The organism is Streptomyces inhibens, from assembly GCF_022221585.1.
GTDB lineage: Bacteria > Actinomycetota > Actinomycetes > Streptomycetales > Streptomycetaceae > Streptomyces > Streptomyces inhibens.
Map to the genome: position 1 here is coordinate 4,893,155 of NZ_CP084681.1, position 21,330 is coordinate 4,914,484.

At 69.2% G+C, this 21,330-nt stretch carries 17 protein-coding genes; 3 read left to right on the forward strand and 14 right to left on the reverse strand.

Annotated features, from left to right (window positions below):
• The first annotated feature begins 97 nt into the window (after window positions 1-97).
• Window positions 98-1,231: a sensor histidine kinase gene (locus tag KI385_RS22375; RefSeq protein ID WP_238573949.1), complete on the forward strand. Its 1,134-nt coding sequence runs from the start codon at window positions 98-100 to the stop codon at window positions 1,229-1,231.
• Window positions 1,232-1,310: 79 nt separating this feature from the next.
• A complete protein-coding gene (locus KI385_RS22380) occupies window positions 1,311-2,045 on the forward strand; it encodes a response regulator (RefSeq protein ID WP_425357087.1) in 735 nt (244 codons plus the stop codon).
• 329 nt (window positions 2,046-2,374) lie between these two features.
• On the opposite strand, the gene KI385_RS22385 is transcribed toward KI385_RS22380, so the two are convergent.
• The 13 genes from KI385_RS22385 to KI385_RS22440 all read right to left on the reverse strand — a co-directional run bounded on the left by KI385_RS22385 (window position 2,375) and on the right by KI385_RS22440 (window position 19,034).
• Window positions 2,375-2,773 carry a hypothetical protein gene (locus KI385_RS22385; protein WP_238573951.1) on the reverse strand — a complete coding sequence of 133 codons (399 nt, stop codon included), beginning with the start codon at window positions 2,771-2,773 and terminating at the stop codon, window positions 2,375-2,377.
• A gap of 786 nt (window positions 2,774-3,559) precedes the next feature.
• Window positions 3,560-4,792: a helix-turn-helix domain-containing protein gene (locus tag KI385_RS22390; RefSeq protein ID WP_238573952.1), complete on the reverse strand. Its 1,233-nt coding sequence runs from the start codon at window positions 4,790-4,792 to the stop codon at window positions 3,560-3,562.
• A 214-nt stretch (window positions 4,793-5,006) separates the two neighbouring features.
• Complete coding sequence (locus KI385_RS22395; protein ID WP_238573953.1) at window positions 5,007-5,759, reverse strand: barstar family protein; 753 nt, start codon at window positions 5,757-5,759, stop codon at window positions 5,007-5,009.
• 108 nt (window positions 5,760-5,867) lie between these two features.
• Window positions 5,868-10,607 carry a putative T7SS-secreted protein gene (locus KI385_RS43950; protein ID WP_281066886.1) on the reverse strand — a complete coding sequence of 1,580 codons (4,740 nt, stop codon included), beginning with the start codon at window positions 10,605-10,607 and terminating at the stop codon, window positions 5,868-5,870.
• Window positions 10,604-11,215 (reverse strand): hypothetical protein, encoded by a 612-nt coding sequence (locus KI385_RS22415; protein ID WP_238573954.1) that lies wholly within the window; start codon window positions 11,213-11,215, stop codon window positions 10,604-10,606. Before KI385_RS22415 ends, KI385_RS43950 begins: the two co-directional genes overlap by 4 nt.
• Window positions 11,216-11,217: 2 nt before the next feature.
• Window positions 11,218-11,640, reverse strand: a complete 423-nt coding sequence (locus KI385_RS22420; protein WP_238573955.1) for an SseB family protein — start codon at window positions 11,638-11,640, stop codon at window positions 11,218-11,220.
• A 290-nt stretch (window positions 11,641-11,930) separates the two neighbouring features.
• A complete protein-coding gene (locus KI385_RS22425) occupies window positions 11,931-13,766 on the reverse strand; it encodes an FAD/NAD(P)-binding protein (protein ID WP_238573956.1) in 1,836 nt (611 codons plus the stop codon).
• Between the two features lie 93 nt (window positions 13,767-13,859).
• The gene (locus KI385_RS44620) at window positions 13,860-13,946 is read right to left on the reverse strand and encodes a class III lanthipeptide (RefSeq protein ID WP_218039239.1); all 87 of its coding nucleotides are present in this window, start codon (window positions 13,944-13,946) and stop codon (window positions 13,860-13,862) included.
• Between the two features lie 105 nt (window positions 13,947-14,051).
• Window positions 14,052-14,138: a class III lanthipeptide gene (locus tag KI385_RS44625; protein WP_199838955.1), complete on the reverse strand. Its 87-nt coding sequence runs from the start codon at window positions 14,136-14,138 to the stop codon at window positions 14,052-14,054.
• Window positions 14,139-14,265: 127 nt separating this feature from the next.
• The gene (locus tag KI385_RS44630) at window positions 14,266-14,352 is read right to left on the reverse strand and encodes a class III lanthipeptide (RefSeq protein ID WP_199838955.1); all 87 of its coding nucleotides are present in this window, start codon (window positions 14,350-14,352) and stop codon (window positions 14,266-14,268) included.
• Window positions 14,353-17,034 carry a class III lanthionine synthetase LanKC gene (gene lanKC, locus KI385_RS22430; protein ID WP_238573957.1) on the reverse strand — a complete coding sequence of 894 codons (2,682 nt, stop codon included), beginning with the start codon at window positions 17,032-17,034 and terminating at the stop codon, window positions 14,353-14,355. It lies immediately after the preceding gene.
• Window positions 17,031-17,759 (reverse strand): GNAT family N-acetyltransferase, encoded by a 729-nt coding sequence (locus KI385_RS22435; protein WP_238573958.1) that lies wholly within the window; start codon window positions 17,757-17,759, stop codon window positions 17,031-17,033. The genes lanKC and KI385_RS22435 overlap by 4 nt, the downstream gene beginning before the upstream one ends.
• 15 nt (window positions 17,760-17,774) lie before the next feature.
• Window positions 17,775-19,034 carry a beta-ketoacyl-[acyl-carrier-protein] synthase family protein gene (locus tag KI385_RS22440; RefSeq protein ID WP_238573959.1) on the reverse strand — a complete coding sequence of 420 codons (1,260 nt, stop codon included), beginning with the start codon at window positions 19,032-19,034 and terminating at the stop codon, window positions 17,775-17,777.
• Window positions 19,035-19,498: 464 nt separating this feature from the next.
• Between KI385_RS22440 and KI385_RS22445 the strand changes: the two genes are divergently transcribed.
• Entirely contained in the window at window positions 19,499-19,678 is a 180-nt protein-coding gene (locus tag KI385_RS22445; RefSeq protein ID WP_128503912.1) for a DUF5708 family protein, read from the forward strand.
• 58 nt (window positions 19,679-19,736) lie between these two features.
• On the opposite strand, the gene KI385_RS22450 is transcribed toward KI385_RS22445, so the two are convergent.
• Complete coding sequence (locus KI385_RS22450) at window positions 19,737-20,984, reverse strand: helix-turn-helix domain-containing protein (RefSeq protein ID WP_281066887.1); 1,248 nt, start codon at window positions 20,982-20,984, stop codon at window positions 19,737-19,739.
• Window positions 20,985-21,330: the final 346 nt, after the last annotated feature.

Genomic DNA, 21,330 nt, shown 5'->3' on the forward strand with positions numbered 1-21,330 from the left:
CGCGCGCCGCCGCCCCATACCGCTCCGTGACCTCAGATTGGCAGTGGGCTTCTTCGCCGGCTGTCTGATCCTGTATGTCCTTGGCGGACCACGGGTCATGGGGGGTGACATCCCTGCCTGGCAGGCAGTCCTGCCGGTGCTCGTGCTGTGTACCGCGACCGCCTTCCGCAGCGCCCTGCCGCCGGTCGCGGTCGCCGTCGGCTCCCTCACCGTCATGGTGGAGATGACATCGAGCGGCGGTCTGGGACCCGTCCTCATTTATACCGACCTGCTGTACGCGGCGGCACTGTACGGCGCCCCATGGCTGTGCCGGGTACTGCAGTTCGGGACCGTCGCGGTCACCCTCGGCACCACCATCGCGCTGATCGCCATCAGCGACCGCTCGGAGGGGGTGACGACCGGTGTCATCGTCGCGATGCTGCTCATCTCCCCTGTCTGGACCGGGGTGTTGATACGGAACCACAAGGAGCGGGCGGACGCCGAGCGGCAGCGCGCCGCGCAGATCAACCGGCTGGCGGAGCTGGACCGCAAGACCGTGCTGCAGACCGAGCGCACCCGTATGGCCCGTGAGCTGCACGATCTGGTGGCCAACCACCTCAGCGCCATCGCCATTCACTCCAGCGCGGTGCTCTCGCTGACCGAGGCGAAGGGCGGTAAGGACGGCGACGCTGACGAGGAGGACCCGGTGTTGCGGGCGCTGTCCGTGATCCGCGAGAACAGCGTGCAGGGGCTGGCCGAAATGCGCCGGATGGTGGTGCTGTTGCGGTCCGACCGCGGCGTCGACGACGACTGGGACCGGCCGCAGCTGAACGCCCTGGGGGCGCTGGTCGAACAGGCCCGGCCGGCCGCCGACGCGGCGGCGCTGTCGCTGCACACCGAGTTCCCCGAGAGCTTCCCCGAGGTGTCGTCGGTGATCGAGGTGACGGCGTACCGCATCGTGCAGGAGGCGCTGACCAACGTCCTCAAGCACGCCTCGGCGGGGCGGGTACGGATCCGCTGCGAGGCCGGCACCGAGCAGCTGACCATCTCGGTCGACAGCCCGCTGGCCCGCGCCGACGGCCGGTCCCGGCAGCGCCCCGTCGAGCAGTTGCTCACCGGCGCGGGCGCCGGGCTCGCCGGCATGTCCGAGCGGGCCGCCCTGGTCGGCGGCATCTTCGACGCGGGACCCGACCGCACCGCCCCCGGCCGGTGGCGGGTGCGGGCGGTGCTCCCGCTGACCCAGAACTCCTAGGGCAGGCCCTGGGGGACCCACGACGGGGGCGGTGATGAGAGAGGTGGAGCAGCCAGTGAAGCAGCCAGTGGAGGAGCTAGTGATGGACGAGCCGGTGGACGAACTGGTGGGGTGCCCGGCGGGGAGGTCTCCCGAGCCCGGTACCGCGGGCATCCGCGTCCTGGTGGCCGACGACCAGGCCGCCGTACGCTCCGGCCTGGTCCTGGTCCTGCAGACCGACCCGGGCATCACGGTCGTCGGCGAGGCCGGTGACGGCGAGACGGCGGTCCGCATGGCCGCCGAACTACGCCCCGACGTAGTCCTGATGGACGTCCAGATGCCACAGCTCAACGGCGTCGCCGCAACTCGCCGGATCGTCGAGCGTGGGTTGGCCGAGGTGCTGGTCCTGACCACCTTCGACCTCAACGAGTACATCTTCGGCGCGCTACGGGCCGGCGCCGGCGGCTTCATCCTCAAAAACGCCGAACCGGCCGTACTGGTCGGCGCGGTGCGCGAGGTGGCTCACGGCGACGGCTTCCTCACCCCCGCCATCGCCCGCCGCCTGATCACCGAGTTCGCCGGCCGGCCCCCCTCCGCGAGCCCCTCACTGCCGGACGGCGCGGCCCAGGCCCTCGACACCCTCACCAAACGCGAGCTGGAGGTCCTGGCCTGCATCGCCCGCGGCCTGGCCAACAGCGCCATCGCAGAAACCCTCAACCTCGCCGAGGGCACCGTGAAGACCCACACCAGCCGCATCCTGTCGAAGCTGAATCTCCGCAGCCGGGTGCAGGCGGCGATTCTGGCGCAGCAGCATGGGGTTGCGTTGGAGGGATAGCGACCATGGCACGGGCCCGGGGGGTGCTGCTCCCCGGCGCCCCGGCCCGGCCCGCCCGCGCCCACGCCGGCCGTGCCGACGCCGCCCCTGCCCTCACGGCCCACCCCCGGATTCCTGCGCCCGATCGGACCGGACCCGCCCAGCGAGCCTGCGCAGAAACGCTGCCTGATCCCCCTCGGTCAGCTCATCCACCCACGCAGTACGGCCCTTGCACTCCGCACGCACCTGATCAAGCAACCGGTACAGCTCCCGCTGACTGACGTGCCGCCCCCAGGCCTCCTCCGCCCAGAAGCGCAGCCGCGACCCCACCCCCGTAACCCGTGCCCGGCTCATCCGAACGCCTCCGCCGGGAGTCGCGGCCCGCCGCCGTCGCCGCCGCCGTCCAGAGCGTCATCACCGTCGACCAGCCAGTCACCGCCATCGTCCACGTCGGGGCCATCGTCGTCCGACGCGGGCAGGCGGGCGCCCCGACTCTCCGCCACCCGGCGCACGTTGGCCAGGACTGCGGTCAATTCGACGGCCAGCAGGTGCAGTTCGCCGGGAGTCCACGTCCGCGCATCAAGGACACGGCGCGCTTCCTCGACGAGTTCGGCGGCTTCGTCAAGCTGCGCCGCCTCCACGTCATCAGCAAGCCGGGACACGAACCCCGTCCCATCGCTTGCCAGGAAGCACGGCTTCCCGCCCGGGCTAAGCCACGGCAGGAGCCTCATGCTGTCAGTGGCACTCATCAGCCCACCACCTCCACCACGGGAATCCACCCGGCCCGGCGTCGCCCCCGTGCGCTGCGAACCACAGCGCCCGCTGACGCCGCCCATACTCCAACCGCCGCTCCTGCCGCTCCCCCGGCGTGAGGACGTACGGCCGGATCAGGGCCGCGTCCTCACCCCGGAGCAGGCCCGCCCGCCCGCCGGGCACGCAGGGGAGCACGAGTGCCGGTGCCTCCTCGCACCTCACTTCAGGAATCGAGCCGGCGGACCGGTGACGCCCACGCGCGGGCGGTAACAGTCGCATCAGCGGTTCGAAGATCCTGGCGATAGTCTTCGCCATGTCGTCAACCTCCCAGGGGTTGGTGGCCACGCCCCCGGACGTTGGCGCGTCGCGGGGGTCTTTGTTGTTCAGCAGTGACTCGGGTCATCCACGAGACCCTCAAGCCGGGTTGATCAGTCACCTCGCGGCTTCCGGGCACAGGGGCCGCGGTGCGTACGCGGAGGAGCCGAGGGCTTCCACGAGCGAGGCAAGTAGCGATGCGCCATCCGTGCACGACAGAACGAGGTCAACGGTGCCGCGGTGCTCATCGACGGCGTACAGGGCCAGCGGAACGCGGATCTCTCCTGTGGCACTGTCGATGGTGGGCGATTCATCCCGACGGGTCGATGCGTGAAATCGGGCGCCCGGATACACCGGATACATGTGTCACCCCGTTCGGTTGACGCGGAGGCAGGTGCGTCACCGTAGGGGCCCGTGCAACAAAGAAGGGGGACAGACTGTCCCCCTGTCCCTGCTTGTCCCCCTGGTCAGATGGTGCAGACCCCCACGGCCTCAGCCAGTCGGCCGGCGTCCTTCCGCATCGCGCGTGGCGCGGAACGCCACAAGTCGGCGGCTACGACGCGGGCAGACGGGGTGTAGGTGACCGTCTCAGCGCCGATCTGGTGAGCCATCTGCATCACGTGCAGCGCGGCGGTCCGGTCGCCACGCTGGAGGTGCCCACGGGCGACTTCCACCCACAGTCGGGCGCGGCGCTCGCGGGAGGGCATCACGTCGGGGTCGAGGTCGTCAGCAAGTCCAAGAGCCTTCTGCGCCTTACGCAGATCAGTCGCGACGCTGACAGCGTGGAAATCGACGTTGGCCCGACCGAACACGGTGGACGGATGGACGTACGAGGCGGGCAGGGACTTCGCCACTTGGTCGCCCTTGTCCCAGTACCGCCACGCGTCACCCTCGCGCCCCTCTCGCGCCACCGTGACCGCGGCGTGCAGCTGGAGCGCGCCGTAGATGCCGCGCCAGTCGTCCGGAGCACCATCGAGGTGGGGACGGAGGAGGCCGGCAGCCTCGGCGACGATGCGCAGCGCTTCCTCGGGGTACGAAGTCTCGCGCAGGATGTTGCCCATGTTCCATGCCGCAGCGGCTATGGCAGCAGGCTGGTCGGCGTCCTGCGCCGCGGACAGGGCACGGTCGGCAACGACCCACGCCAGTTCGGCGGGAGCAACGTACGCGGTGGCCTGACCAGTGAGCCGGTACACGTCGGAAAGCGCCACCAGTGCGGCACGGCGCTGCTCACCGTCGAGCGCCCGCACGGCAGCTTCACTGTCGCGGATGAGCCCGGGGAGCAAAGCCCCCACCTCGGTACGGTTGCGATCAGACGTGTGCCACAGGCGCCATGTCTGATCGACACGGCCTTGCAGCACGGCCGGCTCCAGGGGCCCCGTGGCAGCCACGGTCAGGGAGCGGTTCATGACCGCAGTCCAGATCTCGGGCATGGCCGGATGGTTCATCCTGCCTAGCGGTACCAACTGCGCCGGGCCGCCCTCGCCGTCTCCGGTGAGAACGGACAGATCGGAGACCTGAAGCGCGGCACCTAGGCGCAACAGAAGCGTATGAGAACGGAGTTCGCGTTCCCCCGTCTCGATCTTCTTCAACCAATCGGGGCCTCGCCCACAGAGGTGAGCGAGGGTGGCACGGGTCATGCCACGCGACTCCCGAAGAACCCTGATCCGCTCGCCGGTACTGAGCTCGTCTGACAGATCCATGCGTGCCCCTTAGGTGGCGTGGCCGTCCCAGCCAGCGTACGGCTGGGACGGGGTCCGTGGGCAGATGCACGGTGCTTGGCTCTGCTCTCGCCCGCCGGCGCCGTCGACACGTTGGCGGCTCACCTGGCGCAACGAGCCGATGCGGATTGCTGGGAATATGAATATCGAGGAACTCGCATGGAGGCATTCATGCCAATGGCAATGTTACCGACATTCATCGAAAGACGACAGTGATTTTAAACTCTCGCAGCGTGTCGATGATCGACGAAAATTCGGCCGAGCCGAGGCTTTCCCTTGCCGCGCCGGAATCTCTCCACGCGAGGAGAAAAGGCTCACTACGGGAAAGACAATCGGCTAGCGCGTCAAGGTTCGACCCAAAGTAACCCCCTGGGCCGTTAACGGCCTCCCCAAGGGCACAGTAGAAGCTCGCCATGCTGGCCACATCGCCGCCATCAATTTCATATTGCGACTTCTCACTGTACCGAATCGCCGAGCGCCCTGCACCAAACCAAGCCGTCTGCACAACATGGAGCCAGCTATCGTGGGCTTCGATTGGATATTTCTTCCATTCCCCCAAGGCTGGCCGCCTTTCTGCGGCCCATTTACGCCAAAAATCCCCCGCAAACGGAAATGGGCTGGCGTAGCCGAAAAAGGATGCAGTGAGGTCGCATGCCCTTGCATCGTCGGACGCACCCGTCCTTCGAATATCCGTCACTTCAATGCGGCCCACATAGTAGGAGCCAATAACTTCACTGCAGCGACTCAGCACCTGCAACTCTACGTCGTCAAACAGGCTGGGTGTGATGCCAGGCGCAGGGGAGACGCCAACCAGGCAGATTTCCGAAGACTCTTCCCTCGATGCAGGGACGAAAAATCCCTGCATGTCGATTGCCGTGAAGATCTCGCGCCGCAACTCGTCTTCGATCAAGCGATACAAGGGGAGCCGAGGAGCCATTTCAGCAAGCATCCGATTGATACTCCTTTCTTGCAAGAGTATCCCCTATTGGCCTCGAGATACAAGTGCAGGACTGCTGGATGGGACACATTTGGCGGTCCTTTCGATTCCCCAAAGGAGTTAATTCCATCCACTATCAGGGAAGTGAGGTGCAGCGAAGGGGTGAATTTTGCGGTAATGATCCGTTGTCCACCCCATAACTTTTCGACCGTCCGGAAGGGTCTTCTCAAGAATTCTTGCCTCATTATTCTTGGTCCAGAGAGGAACCCTCCATTCCCTAGCCCCTCGCCAGGGTCGCTCATGCGCCCCTCTCCCTTGGAAGATTGCTTGCTCTCCTGTCCTGGGGTCAATTTGAGGATCTCCGCGCCCTGCCCTGATTTCCTCATAGGCATGAACATGCGCCTTTGGGAGCCCTTGCGGCAACGGATCTGAAAGTTTGGGCTCGCAAGACATGAGCCCGAGTGGGTCGACCCAGGCGTGAGGGTTATCTACATAGGTCACGGAATTGGACGATGGATCGAGACCGAGAGGGTCATCGGTGACGTATCGCGCGGTTTCTGGGTCGTAGTACCGCTGAAAGTTGTAGTGGAGCTGGGCTTCCGGGTCGAAATATTGGCCGGGAAACCGCAATGGCGTGTAGGCCGTGGCGTCAGAGTTCCAAGTGGTCGTCCCCCAGAGAGTCGACCGCGTGCGCCAGGCGACGCCACCGGAGTCGGATACAAGTTCGGTGGGAGTGCCAACGAGGTCGGTGACAATGGTGAAGAAGCGTTGGTCGATCACCTGCTGGGAAGCAGAGAGTAGGGGTAGCGCCGTGGTCTTGCGTTCGGTTTGAGTGAGGGGTGTCAGGCCTCGGTGGTCCCAGGTGAGTGAGATGGTCTTTTGGGTGCCCGGGGTGTGGGCGGTTTGTTCGGTGAGCGTCGAGCCGTCCCAGGTGAAGTCGGTTTGCTCTACGACCTTTGAGGAATCAGCGGTCAGGCGTTGTTTGGCTATTCGGCGGCCGTGGGGGTCGTAGAGGTAGCGCCAGGTGGTGCCGTCGGGGGTGGTGACGGTGGTGAGGCGGTCTTCCACATTCCAGGTGTAGTGCCAGGTGTCGGGTTTGCGGGAGAGACGGGTTTTTTGGCGGAGTACGACGCGGCCGAGGGGGTCGTGTTCGAAGCGGATGGCGCCGGCGCGGGTGATACGGGTGCCTGTGTATGACCTTTCGCCTCGGGCTGAGGGGTTGGCGTGGCGGTCGGGCCAGGTGGCGTGGGTTTGGTTGCCGGCTTCGTCGTAGGCGTAGGTCTCGGTCCAGTCGGTGGCGTGGACGGCGGTGACGCGGCCGGCGCGGTCGAGGTCGAAGGTGCGGCGGCCGGTGTGGGAGTCGTCGATCGCGGCGAGGTTGCCGTCGGGGCGGTAGGTGTAGCCGCGGTGGAGGACCCGTTGGGCTTCGGCGGCCGCAGGGTTCTCTGCCCGGATCGCGCCGGTGGGGGACTGGAGAGTGCCGGTGGCTGCTGTGGTGAGGGACTGGGTGGTGAGGCGACCGGTTGGGTCCCAGACGTGGGCGAGGTTGAGGTTTTCGTCGATGGTGCGGGTGAGTTCTTGGCCGGCGGCGTCGTGGTCGAAGGTGAGGATGTGGCCGGCGATGTCCAGGGCGGTGCGGTTGCCGGCGGCGTCGTAGGTGTAGGTGGTGGTGTGGCCGGTAGGGGTGGTGCGGGAGCTGCGGCGGCCCAGAGCGTCGTAGGTGAGCGTCATGGTGCGGCCGTTGACCGATTCGGCGGTGACGCGGCCCAGGATGTCGCGGGTGTAGGTGACGGTGGCGTCCCGGTTGGCTGCTTGTTGCAGGTTGCCGCTGGTGTCGTGAACGTAGGTGGTGACGAGACCGGCGGTGTCCTTGTGGGTGATGCGGCCGAGGGTGTCGCGGGTGTACGTGGTTACTTCGCCGAGGATGTTGGTGCGGGTGGCGAGTTGGCCTGCGGCGTCGTGGGTGTATGCCAGGACGCGGTCGTCGAAGTCGGTCTCGGATATGAGGCGGCCGGCTGCGTCGTAGGTGTAGTTCCAGGTCAGGTCTTGGGGGTTGGTGACCTGGGTGAGGCGGAGTTCGGTGTCGTGGGTGAAGGTGTGGCGGACGCCGTCGGGGTCGGTGCGGGCCACCAGGAGGTCGAAGTGGCCGTATTCGAAGTGGGTGGTCTGGCCGATGGCGTCGGTGTGGGTGGTGCGGTTGCCCTCGCCGTCGTAGGTCCACTGCTCGGTGGCGCCGGTGGGGTCTATGCGGGCGGTGAGTTTGCCTTCGACCGTCCACACCATGTGGGTTGTTTCGCCGAGGGGGTTGGTGAGGGAGGTGGTGCGGCCGAAGGCGTCGCGGCGGTAGTGGGTGGTGGCGCCCAGCGGGTCGGTGACTGATATCGGTAGGCCAGCCTCGTTGCAGTAGAGGCGGGTGGTGTTGCCGAGGGCATCGGTGATGGTGGATATGTGCCCGCGCTGGTCCTGCGTGTAGCTGGTGGTGGCGCCGGTGGGGTCGGTGGTGGAGGTGCGGTTGCCGGCGGTGTCGTAGGTGTGGGTCCAGGTGGTGCCGTCCGGACCTGTGGCGCTGACGGGGTAGCCGTCGGGGTTGTAGGTGGTGGTGGAGGTCGACCCGTCGGGGAGGGTGACGCTCACCGGGCGGCCCTCGTCGTCGTAGGTGAGGTGGGTGGTGCGGCCCAAGGGGTCGGTGGTGGACACGATGCGGTGTTTGGTGTCGCGGACGGTGCGGGTGGTGGCGCCGGTGGCATCGGTGGTCGCGACGATCTGGTGGTGGTCGTTGACCTTGTAGGTGATGACCTGGCCGAGGGAGTTGTGGTGGAGGTTGGTGCGTAGGCCGGTTGTCGGGTCGGGCTCGCCCCAGGTGAAGTTGGCGCGGAGGTGGCCTTCGATGCCGCCTTGTGAGGTGCAGCGGTCCTGGTCGTCGTAGACGTAGTGGTAGCTGCTGTTGTTGGTGTCGGTCCAGGACGTGATGCGGCCGGCGTCGTCGTAGGTGAAGCGGAGGGGGAGGCCGGAGGAGTTGGTGACGGTGGTGAGGTTGCCCAGCTCGTCGTAGCCGTAGGTGACCAGGAGTTGGTCGCTGCCGTCGGCGGCGGCGCCGGCCAGGTGGAGGGCGGTGATGCGGCCCTCGTCGGTGGTGAGGAGGAGGCGGTAGCCGGCGCTGTGGGTGATGGCGGTGGGGGTGCCGTCTGCGGTGTAGTCGAAGGTGTGGTGATTGCCGCGGCGGTCGGATATCTCGTCGAGGACGGCGAGGTTTTCGGCGTAGGTGGTGAAGTAGCGGCGGGTGCCGGTGACCGGGTCGGTGAGGAGGTAGTCGCCGTCCGGGGTGAGTTCGAGGGGTGCGCCGTCGCCCTCTATGGGGAGGGTGGGGACGCCGACCGCGGGGTGGGGGTAGAGGAGGAAGTTGCCCTCTTCGCCGATGAGGATGACGCCCTCGGAGTCGATTTCCAGGCGCTGGTCGACGGTGGACATCCAGGTCGGGCCGAACCAGCGGCCGGTGCGGTAGGACGACTCGAAGGTTCGGGTGAAGGCGAGGGGGAGGCTGCCGGGGAGGGTGATGTCGGTCTGCGGCAGGTGCATGCGGCCGGTGGCCATGTCGATGGGGTCGCTGCCGAAGGTCTTGCACCAGGCAGTACGCAGCCGGTCCCGGACGGTGCGCTTGCCGCCCTCCTTAGCAGCCGTCCGCGCGGCGGCCTTGGCGGCGTTCTTCGCGCCTGCCTTTGCCACCCCCTTGGCCAGTGCGCCCGCGCCCTTGCCGCCGACCGCGTTGACGATCGCAGCGCTGAACGAGTCGAACGGGTCGCTGCCCCAGCCCGAGCCGAGCATGCCCTTGGCGGTATCGATGGGGTGGAGCCCGGCCTGGGCCAGGCCCATGAGCAGGGTGGCGGTGTTGCCCGCGTACTTCCAGGGGTGGGTGATGTTGTAGGGGTCCAGTGGGTTGATCGTCCGGGCCAGCTTGAGGGTGTCGGCCCCGGCCTTGAGAGCGCCGCCGACCATATGCACGTGCGCGAGGACGAACGCCTCACCGCCGTCCTTGAGGGCCGCGCCCGCCAGCTCCGTGAACGCGGGCTTGTCCGGGGCGTGGGCCAAGGCGCCCTTGATGGCGTTACGAGCCCGGTCGGCCGCTTCGTTGCGCTGGCTGCGGGCGTCCTTGAGGATGTCTTCGGCGGCCTCGCGGCCCTCCTTGCCCACGTCGCCGGGGTCGGAGGGAGCCTGCGGTTCGGCGCCCGCGTCGGTGCCTCGTGAGGCGAGGTACTCGTACGCGGAATGACGCTCCCGGTAGCTGTCGTACTGGGACTCGTACTCGCTCTGGGCACGTTCGGCGGCCTGCTGCGCCTTGCGGTACTTCTCGATCGCGTCGACGGCCTTTCCCTGCGCCCAGGTCACCGTCTCCGCATACGACTTCAGGGCCTTGGAGGCGTCGTCGCAGGCGTCGGCGGCGTGCATCCACTGCTTGGGGTGCATGTCGAACGCCTCGCGGAAGGCGTCGGCGGCCTTGCCGCTCCAGTGGTGGCCCGAGCCGAGCTTGCGCATGCCGTTGGCGACGCGGTCGAAGGCGGCCGAGAAGTCCTTCAGGTGGGAGGCCGTCTCGTTGATCTTCTCGACGTCGCCGTGGATGAGTTCCTTGGGGTCTTCGGTCTCACCGAGCTGCCGTTCATCGACGTGGGCGCCCAGGGCGCCGGCCAGGTCGGCGCCGGCGGTGCGGACGGCGTGTCCGGCGTCGTCGAGACCGACGGTCTCCAGCGCGTCGCCGGCCAGGTCGGAGCCGTGCTCGACCAGCTCGCCCGCGCCGCGCTCGACGGCGTCCGTGAACTTGCTCGCGCCGTCGCCTATCGCGTTCAAACCATCGCCGAGCCAGTTCACTTGCCCTCACCCCCCTGTCCCTGCGAACCCTTCGGCTCGTGGAACTTGGTTGTGACCTCGGCGGGATCGTCGAGCGGGTGGGTCATCCGGTCGGGGATGGAATGGAAGTCTTCGGCAACCTTGTCGGCCGTGTCCAGCATCCGCTGATGCGACTCCATCGACTCCTGGGACATCGGGTCGAAGTCGACGTTGAGGGGGTTGTCCGCGGCGATGTCGCCCCAGGACGTCTTGTGCAGCTGCTCGGCTGTCTTGGACGGGTCGCCGATCGCCGCGTTCGCGGTCTGCTTCAGCGTGTCCGAGACGTACTGCTCCTGCTCGTAGTACATGCCGGCGGTGATACCCAGCTTCTTGGAGAATGCGTTGGCGTCCTGCATCAACGTGCGCACGCCCCAGCCCCAGCGGTCGCAGAAGGAATCGAGTACGGCGGCCAGGCCGTCGTCGCCGCATTCCATGTTGTCCAGCGATAATTTGTCGAAACCGCGGCCAAGTTGGGCCTCCATGTCAAAGCCCAGCTCTTTGAGTTCGGCCGTCGCGGCCTTGATGCCTTTGGTGAGCTGCTCGAAAGCCTCAGGCTCGACCTGGTACCCGTCTCCGCCGATCAGACCCATTCCTACGCTTCCCCCCTGTGCGGTGCGGCGTTGTCCGATATTCCAGCCGCCGATACGTCGATGGCCGCGCTGTCGGGGACAATTCCGGCCACCGGCGGGAAGAGCGCACCCTGTTCACTGCCCGCGTCTAGGGCCACCCCCGTAGGGCCCTCGATGGCGGGAATCAGCACGTCAAGGACTCGGGCACCGGACGCCGTCACGTACTGCCACTCCGTGCCGGGCTCACTGCCACGGGAGAGAGCGAAGCGGGAAAGGGCGTCCTCATCGGTGAAGGCATATAGCCAGCGGATGCCGTCCAACTCCGTCGAGAGGAGCGTGTCATTGACCGTCGGAATCAAGACATGCGTGCGCCGGAATTCGCCTACCAGCGCGGCTGGATCCGGTTGTCCTGCATGAACTGCCGCTACCTCGTCGGCCAATGACACGGCGGGCCCCTCCCCCGATTTTCACCTCAACTGCTCGGACCACTCTCGCATATGGCACTGACAACGCCGCCGGAGACACTCGGAGGGGAAACCGGTCGCCGGTTCTTTTTATTTTCAAATAGGGGTGTGGGTGAGTGGGTGATAAATGGGGCGAGTTGGGAAGGGCTGGTGATTTTGGGCGGGAATGGCACCGGCTGCGGCGGCCCGATGGGTGGTGCCCGATGGGTGGTGGGGGTGCAGCCGCTTGCTCAACGCTTCCGTCAGAACGACACCCTCGCCCTCCGCCCCGCTCAGTCGCCGCCGAGCAAGCTGCGCGCGATGGTGTCGTTCTGGCGGAAGTAGACGGCGTTGGTGCCCGGGCGGGGGAACTGGGCCGGGCCCGCGATGATGCGGTCCTGGTGCTCGGTACCGTGCGCGTCGACCGGGTGCAGGCTCGCTCCCGACAGCTGGAGCAGGCCGCTCGGGGTCCCGTCCGCGCCACGTTCCGGCACCAGTTCACCCCGGGACGTCAGGGCGCGCAGCAGGGGGTCGGCGGCCCGGTCGGGGTCGGGCGGTGCCAGCCGGGCGTCGAGGAGGACCCTCGCCTCGTGGACGGTGCCGGGGAGGGCGGGGCCGGTGGCGCGGAAGACGGCGGGGGCCGGGGCCCCCTCGGTGCCGGCTGTGATCTCCACCCGCATATCGGGCCCCACGAACGTCACGATGCCCGCCTCCGCCAGCGCCAGCAGCTGCTCGGCGCGCAGTGGCGGCGGGCCCGAGCTGAGGTGCGTACCGATCGCGAAGTGGCCCAGCGCCTCGGTGACTTGGGTGGGATCGAGGTCGCCGGCGCGCCACAGCTCCTCGATGACCGCGCCGACCCGTTGCAGGGCGTCGACCAACGCGGTCTCGACGCCGCGCGCGGGTCCGGTACGGCGGCGCAGGACCTCGGCGAGGTGACCGTGCAGCTGTCGCTGGAGGTCGTCGGTGTCGGCGCACCGCAGACCGGCCAGCGGCGCGGCCAGCCGGTCCAGGTCGAAACGGTCCGCGGGGTCGGGCACCGCCTCGCGGGCGAGTTTGGCCAGCCGGTCGGCGTCGGTGATCAGCAGGGCGTACTGGGCGTCGAAGTCCTGCCAGGTCATACGGGTACGGGCGGGCTGCCCGGCGAAGAGGGCGCGGTAGTGGCACCAGCCCAGTTCGGCCAGCACCAGCGGCCAGGCGTCGCGGGCGAAGGAGGCGCCGGGCCTGGACAGCCAGGCGCGGCAGGCGTCGACGGTGGCGAAGCGCAGACCAGCGGGCGGGGCGGGCAGGGCCGATGACAAGGGGCGCGCCGGTTTCGGGGGCAGCGGTACGCCGCGGCGGGAGCCCGCGTACAGCCGGGGCTCGCGGCCGGAGGGCAGATAGCGCAGCGCGCCGTCGGGGGTGCGGACGAAGCGGCCGCCGCGGCCCTCGGTCAGCAGCGCCAGGCAGTCGATGAAGACCAGGCCGAGGCCGCGGACGACGACGGGCGCGCCGGGCGGGATGCGGTCCAGCGCGTCGGGGTCGGCGGGGCCGGGGCCTATGCGCAGCAGGCCGGGTGGCGTGGGGGCGGCGAGGGTTTCGGTGTGTCCTTGGGCGAAGACCACCCGGTCGGCGAGGAAGGGGGGTTCGCCGGAGTCCAGGATCACCTGCTGACGGCCGGCCGGCGGTGCGTCCGGGAGCGCCTCGTCGGGGGCCGTCCGTACCAGGTCGATCACTCGCGCGCGGTGGACGAACAGCCTTATCGAAGCGGGCCGTTGGCGGGTCACGGTGTCGAAGAAGTGCCGCAGATAGCGGCCCTGGTCGCGGCGGGCGGCGTAGGCGCCGTCGTGCAGCGGGGCGTCGAGCCAGCCGGCGGTGGTGGGGCCGGGGCGCGGCGGTCCCGCGCAGTCCACGCTCTCGTCGGGGTACATGGTGACGTGCTCGGCGGCGGAGTTCATCCACAGCAGGCCGGGCTGGTCGGTGCGCCAGGTGCGGCCGGCGCCGGGTGGGTACGGGTCGACGATGTGCAGGTCCAGGGGGCGGTCGCCGTACAGGGCGGGGACGTTGGCGAGGATCCGCTCGACGATCGAGGCGCCGCGGGGTCCGCAGCCGATGACGCAGAGGGAGCGGGCCGGGCCCATGTGGTGGTTCAACTGGCCTCCGTCCGTGGGCCTCCGTCCGTGAAACTCCGTAAAACACAGGGGCCCGGTGGCCCGTGCCGAAGCACGGGACCACCGGGCGCCGTGTCAGCAACCGCCGCTGATCGTGGAGCCGAGCGCCTGGGCGTCACGCTCGCCCGGCACCTCCAGGCCCTGAAGGTCCATGATGGTCATCTACGACACCTCCCTTCCGCGGATCGAAAGACGTGTGTACCGTGGGCACACGGTGCGTGGTGGAGACCGAACACCGTGTGTTGAGGCACTGTGTGGTCAGCTGCGTCAGCAGCCGCCGCTGACGGTGGAGCCGAGCGCCTGAGCGTCACGCTCGCCCGGCACCTCCAGGCCCTGAAGGTCCATGATGGTCATCTACGACACCTCCCTTCCGATGCTTCGTTGTGGCGGATGGTCACGGTGGTGACGTACCAGGTGCCGTTGCGGGACACCTGGAGCCGGTGGACCGTGCATGACGGTGCACGGTCCGCCCGGCATCACGTCAGCAGCCGCCGCTGACGGTGGAGCCGAGCGCCTGAGCGTCACGCTCGCCCGGCACCTCCAGGCCCTGAAGGTCCATGATGGTCATTTACGACACCTCCCTTCCGCGGTGCGCAGTGCCCGCTGCCCCGGACGGGGCGGCGAGGGTGGCGGCGCTCGTGGCGCCGCCGCCGCGTCCCGGGGCGGCCGAGTGAACGGCTGCCGCGGAGCGCGAGTCGGTGAGGAACGGGAGCAGCGGGGTGCCCCGTTCGGTGGCGGACAGCGCGAGCAGAACTCCGGCGCTGCCGCCGGCCAGGTCCATGGAGATCCGGGCGCGGCCGTCGCAGGGGAAGACCACCGCTCCGTTCCGCGTCATGGCGTGCTGGCCCAGATTGGTCAGATGGCGGCGCAGATGGCGCTCGGTCGCCTCCGGGGGCAAGGACACCCGGTCGCGTAGCGTCGCCAGGGTGGCGAGCAGTCCCGCGCGGCCGCCCAGCAGCCCGGACTCGATGACGAAGTCGGCGGCGCAGGCGCGCAGCAGGGCGGGCAGCGCCTCGCGGATCCGGTCGTCGTCGCGCAGCTCCAGCAGCTCGGCCGCCACCAGCGCGATCCCCGCGCTGCCGTTGTCGAGGTAGGGCAGCAGCCGGAATCCCTCGTCTACCTGGAGGGTGTCCTGTGGGCCGGGCGAGCAGCGCGCGAGGTCGCGGTGGACGGCGTGTACCGCCTCGTCCAGCAACCCGGGGTCCCCGGTGGCCTGGTGGGCGCGCAGGAGGAAGAGGGCGGCGCCCGACCAGCCGTACATCAGGCCGGCGGCGTCCTTCGAGCCGCGTCGGCGCTTGCGCTCGACCGGTTCGGTGCGGGCCGCGGCGAGCCGCTGGGTGACGCGGTCGGCGAGGCCGAGTGCCTGCTGCCGTAGTGCGTCGCTGTCCAGCGCGTCGGCGAAGTGCAGCAGGTTCAGGCCGACGCCCGACAGGCCGCGGTAGAGGCTGGGGCAGTGGCGTACGGAGAGTTGACCGTCGGCCCGGTCGAGGGCGCGCCGGGCGGCCTCGTCATCGCCCAACTCGCTCAAGACGTACGCCATTCCGTGCAGACCGTCGTAGAAGCCGATCCGCTCGGCGGGGACCCGGTCGACGGCGGCGCGCAGCCAGGCGACGCCCTCCTCGTCACGCTGTCCGAGCGCGGTGTGCAGCGTCCACAGGACGCCGGCCGCACCGTGTCCGAAGCCCGCGCCGCCCTCGACGAACTGCTCGAAGTCGCCGGGGTAGAGCCGGTCCTTGCGGTGCGGGGTGGCGCTGTCGCGCAGCCCGCGGCCGAGGGATTCCAGCACACCGGAGGGTGGGAACGCGCCTGGCAAGGAGGTGAGGGGGGAGGTCGTGTCGTCGTTGGGGGCCAGTTGCGGGGCCAGCCGCGACACCAGGGAGTTGGGCAGTCCGTACCGCTCGGCCGCGGTGGCCAGCAGCGCGGGGGCCTTGTCCGGGGCGAGGCCGCCGAGCGCGGCCAGCGGCAGGAAGAACCACAGTCCGATGGCGGCGAGCGCGTAGTGGTCGCCGTCCGCGCCGATCGCATCGGCACGGTGGAAGCCGGGGGCGCCGAGGCTGCTCGGGGTGGCCCGGTCGATCTCGTCGGCCACCTCGAAGTCCAGGAGTACGGGCTCGTCGCCGGGCTTGATGATGAGGTTGCCCGGGTGCAGATCGCCGATCCGGATGCCGCGTTCGTGGACGGCGGCGACCAGCGCCTCGATCCGGCCGAGCAGGGCCAGCGCGCGGTCCCGGTAGTCCGCGACGGCCTGTTCGTCGGGGTCGGGGACGGTCAGCGGGTGGTGGGCGGCGAGCCAGGTCTGGAGGTCCTGGCCCGCGATGTCCTCCAGGACCAGGAAGAGATGGTCGCGTACCTGGAGGGTGCCGAAGGTGCGCGGGATCCCGGGGAGTCCGGCCAGCCGCTCCAGCATCCGGTGCTCGTGGGCGAGCCGGCTGACCGCGTCGCGGCCGACACCGTCGGTCCCGGAGTAGGGCCGGCCCTCCTTGAGGACGACGCCGGTCTCACCCGCGCCGAGGGCGTCGGCGCCGAGCGGTGCGGCGCGGTAGACGCCGCCGCCGTTGGAGAACTGCAGCGCCCCGGTGATCCGGTAGGGGAAGTCGTCCACGGCCTGCCGGGCGGCCAGCGAGTCCTTGAGGATGTCGGGGATCGCGACCCAGTCGGGGGTGTGGAAGACCGGCGTACGGCGGTCCGGTTCGGGTGTGCCGTCGGGGCGCCGGAAGGCCGTCACCAGCTCGCCGTCGGCGTCCTCCATGTAGCGGGTGCGGAAGCCGCCGTAGCGTACGTAGAGCGGGCCCTGGCGGAAGCGCAGATCGGTGAGGACGTACGGGCCGGGGCGGCCGCCGACGATCGCGTCCAGTCCTTCGAGGGTGCGGGCCAGGTCGGCCTCGTCCACGGGGTAGACGGTCAGCAGTTTGCCGGCGGAGGAGCGCTGGGCGTATTTGCGGCTCAGGGCGCGCAGGACGTTGGCGCTCTTGAGGTATTTGAAGGCCAGGCCGTGCCGGGTGCAGTAGGCGGCGACGTCGGCGATGGTGCGGCGGGCGTCGTCGGGGGCCGCGCTGACGTGGATCTTCCAGCCCTGGTCGGGGAGTTGGTCCTCGGGCGGGCGGCAGAAGGTCCAGGCCTCGTTCTCGTCGAGGGTCCAGCCGTCGGGGAGGGGCGGGGCGGGGAAGCGGGTGGCTTCCGTGTTCCAGTTGCCGGGCCAGTCGAAGAAGGTGCGGTCGGCCAGGGCGAAGCTCTCGGCGCCGTCTCTCATGCGGCACCTCGCTCGGCGCCGGCGGGCTCGTCCTCGTCGTGGGGCCCGGCCTCGTGGAGGGGCGTGGCCTCGTGGTCCAGGTACGCCGTCAGCGCGGTGCGGCGGCCGGCCGTCGCGAGATGCTCGGCGAGGACGGCGCGGGCCTGGGACTTGTCGGCCTCGGGGATGAAGTCGTCGAGTCCGACGGCCAGTACGCGGTTGTCGTCGCTGGGCTTGAGCGAGGCGTAGTGCTCGTCGCGCAGCAGGCCCCACACGATCGCGTCGTGGTACTGACCGTCGAGGTAACAGTGGTCCCGCAGGATGCCCTCGACCACGAACGGGGTCTTGGTCATCAGCCGGATGATGCCCTTGTTGTAGCCGGCGGTGGTGACCTGTACGCGGTGCGCGTCGAGCTGGTGGAAGAGGTAGTCGACGAGCAGGACGACGGCCTCCGCGCCGTAGCCGCGGCGCCACAGGTCGGGGCTGCCGATCGCGCCACCGACGGTGTAGCCGCCGATCCGGCCGCTGCGCTGGTAGCTGACGGCGCCGATGCGCTCGCCGTCCTTCGTACGGATCACCAGGTTGTGGACCCGCCCCGAGCGGTTGGCCTGCTCGATCTCGGCCGCGCCCAGGAGTTCCCAGTCGCCGCTGAGTACGGCCGCCGGCGAGCCGGGCCGCAGCCAGGAGGCGATCGCGGCCCAGTCGTCGTCGCCGGGCCATTCCAAGGTCACCAGTCGTCCCTGCACGGTGCGTCTCCCTCCTCAGCCTGTGTAGCGGGTGAGTACGAGTACGGCGTTGTGGCCGCCGAATCCGAACGAATTGCTCAGCACCACGTCGCCGTCCCAGTCGCGGGCGCCCTTGACGACCAGATCGAGGTCGGGTTCCTCGGGGTGGTCGCAGTTACGGATCGGTGGGATCTTGCGGTCCCGCAGCGAGAGCACCGCGGCGGCGGCCTCGGCAGCTCCGGAGGCGCCGAGCATGTGCCCGGTCATGCTCTTGACGGCGGTGATCGGCGTACGGCGCAGATGGTCGGGGCCGAGTACCTCGCGCAGCGCCGCGGCCTCGATGCGGTCGTTGAGCACGGTGCCGGTGCCGTGGGCGCTGATCTGCCCGACGTCCTCGGGGGTGCGGCCCGCGTCGGCGAGTGCGTAGCGCATGGCGCGGACGGCTCCGGCGCCGGTCGGGTCGGGGGCGGTGGCGTGGTGGGCGTCGGTGGTCGCGGCGTAGCCGGCCACCTCGGCGAGGATGGGTGCGCCCCGGCGTTCGGCGTGCCCGGCCTCCTCCAGCGTCAGGACGGTGGCGCCGACAGCCATCACGAAGCCGTCGCGGTCCCGGTCGAAGGGCCGGCTGGCGCCTTCGGGGTCGTCGTTGCGGCGGGAGAGGGCCTGGGCGTTGGCGGTACCGGCCAGGTCGACGGCGGTGAGCGCGTCGTCGGCGCCGCCGGCCAGGGCGATATCGGCCCGGCCGTGGCGGATCAGTTCGGCCGCCTCGCCGATGGCCACCGCGCCGGTGGCGCAGGCCGCCGACACCGCGCAACTGGGGCCGCCGATGCCGTACTTGATGGACAGCAGGCTGGCCGGGTGGTCGATGGCGGTGAGGACCGAGTGGTACGGGGAGACCCGCCGCGATCCCTGCCGCTGCAGGACGTCGTACTGCTGCTGGATCGAGTTGGCGGCGCCGTAGCCGGAGCCGATCACCGCGGCGAAGCGGTACGGGTCGATGCCGGCCGGCTCGTCGAGACCGGCGGCGCGCAGGGCCTGGGTGGCGGCGACCACCGCGTACTGCGTGAAGCTGTCGCTGCGCCTGGCTTCCTGCGGTGTGAGGTAGCCGGTCGTGTCGAAGCCGGTGACCTCGCCGCCGATGCGGACCGGGAGGCCGGAGGTGTCGAAGCGGGTGAGGGTCTTCACGCCGCTGCGGCCGGCGAGCAGAGCGGCCCAGAAGTCCGCGGTGGTGTTTCCCACGGGGGACACCACGCCGGTGCCGGTGACGACAACGCGCCGCCGTTCCGCACGTACCTCCATGAAAGCCACCTCCTAGTTTTCTGCCCCGTTGTCACGCTCGGGGCGTCCTCATGACCAGAAACATGACAGCCGAGTCATTGGCTTGTCAACAGGTTGCGCCGGAGGGAGTCAGTCAGCGAAACCTGTCATATGCGGGATGCAGGCCTCGTACCAGCGGAAACGCTCTCAGAGGCGTGACTGACTGAGTCATGAAAATTGACTATGAGGCCGGAGGTCACAGCGGAAACAGGGGCCGGGGCGACCTGGGCGGGGCAGCCCGGGCGGGGCGGCGGCGGGCGGCGGCGTAGGCCTCCCGGCCGCCGGCCGACCCCCTGGTAGGGCCCCGGAGTACATAGAAAGTGACAGGCGGCGGGGCGGGAAGTGCCTACCTGCGGATGATCCGAATGCCGCGGCCGGACGGGACGCTGGTCCGTACACGCAGCTCCGACACATCACAAGACACATCACAAGGACGAGGGGAACTCATGAAGGGTATTGCGGTAGGTATTGTTCTGGCGATCGTCGGCCTGATCCTGTGGCTGACCACAAAGGAAGTCGATACGGGGGTCGTCTCGCTTCACAAGGCCGGGCTGGTCCTGGCGATCGTCGGTGGCGCGGAAGCCTTGTTCGCGCTTCTGGGGCTCGGAAAGAAGGCGAAAAAATAAGCGCGCATTGCGCGCAATAACGGCATTTGCGGCGCCATGGTTTTTGGCACCCCGGCCTTCAGTCCCGCTTTTCGATGAGGTCCGTCAGCCGTTCCCGGGCCCGCTCGGCGTGTCGGTACGCCTGGGCCCGCCGGAACAGCTCCGCGGAATACCGGAAGTGTCCGGCCGCCCTTTCCCGGTCCCCCAGCCGCTCGCACGCCGCCGCGATCTCCAGGAGCGCGGCGGCTTTCTCATGACCGCGGCCGGTGTCGGGGAGTGCGGCCAGCTCCACGCCCAGCGCGAAAACCCGGCCGGGGTCGCCGGCCGCCTCCGCACAGACCGCATCCGCGGTCGTCAGCCAGAGCGGGAATTCCGGTTCCTGCGTCACCGAGGCGACGACCAGGCCGCGCTCGACGATGCTGCGGGCCGCCGCCGTCTCGCCGCGGTGCAGCAACAGCAGGGCGTAATGCCCGTTGATCTTCTCCCAGAGCGGGAAGCCGGCGGTGGGGGTGACCCGGCGCGCGCACTCGCCCAGCAGCGCGGCGGCGCGCTCCATCTCGCCACGGTCGCGCAGATCGAGCGCCCGGTGCAGATCGATGGCGGCGCGCGGCCCGGGGAGCACGCCCTCCGCCGAGTGCCGGCAGTGGTCGGTATCGGGGGCCCACTCCGGGCAGCCGCTCCAATAGGCGCAGCGGGTGAGCACATCGAGGACGAGCAGTGAGTGGAAGCCCGTGCCGGGGCGCCGGTCGGCGCATTCGAGGGAGCCGGTGAGCGCATAGCGCAGCCCGTCCTGGACCCGGCCGGCCGACTCCAGCAGATCGGCGAGCGCGATCAGGGCGCGCAGCCGGGCCTCGGCGTACGGGGCGGGGGTGAGCGCGTCCAGCATCCGCAGCAGGACCTCGGCGCCCTCGTCGGCGCGGCCGAGAGTGCCCAGTATTTCGGCAATGGCGAGCTGCGCCTCGGTAAATACGTCGTCCTGGCGGCCGGCCGGATCAATCTCGGCCAGTGCGCGGAATTCCCGCAGTGCGCCCTCGGCGTCGCCGCCCTCCCATTGCCGGCGGGCCGCCACCAATCGTCCGACCAGGTCGAGCCGGCGGACCCGGCTGGTGGTTTCGACATGCTCGGCGGTTCTGGATATTTCGTCCACACCGACCCCGAGGCGTTGCGCCAGGATCTTCAGTGCCCGACCGCTGGGAATGCGCTTCCCGCGTTCGACGAGTGAGATGTAGCTCGACGACATTTCGGACCCGGCAAGGTCGTGCTGTGTCATTCCCGCGCTGACCCGAAGCTCTTTGATTCTCCGCCCGGTGTCCGCCAGCTCAGGCATTCGACAAACCCTCCGGATTTCGAACAGTGGATGACTCCGGCCGACTGCACCAAATCGGCGCGAGTCACAATGAGTGCTCGGCACTTTACCAAGTAGTCAAGAAGAAGTCGACCGATATTCGGATTCCTTCACCGGTCTTCACCGGGCCTGCCAAGATCATTTCGAGGGGCGCGCACAATGCGGACAACGCCTCCGGACGGAGCCGCTGCCCGCACCCGAAAACCGGCTGACCGGTACACCGAACTATGTGCTCCGGCACCGCGGGTCAACCTTTCGATGTAGTACCGCACGGCGATGCCCGCGCCCGGCGTGACGTGGTCGGATGAGGCATCGACGCTCCACCACC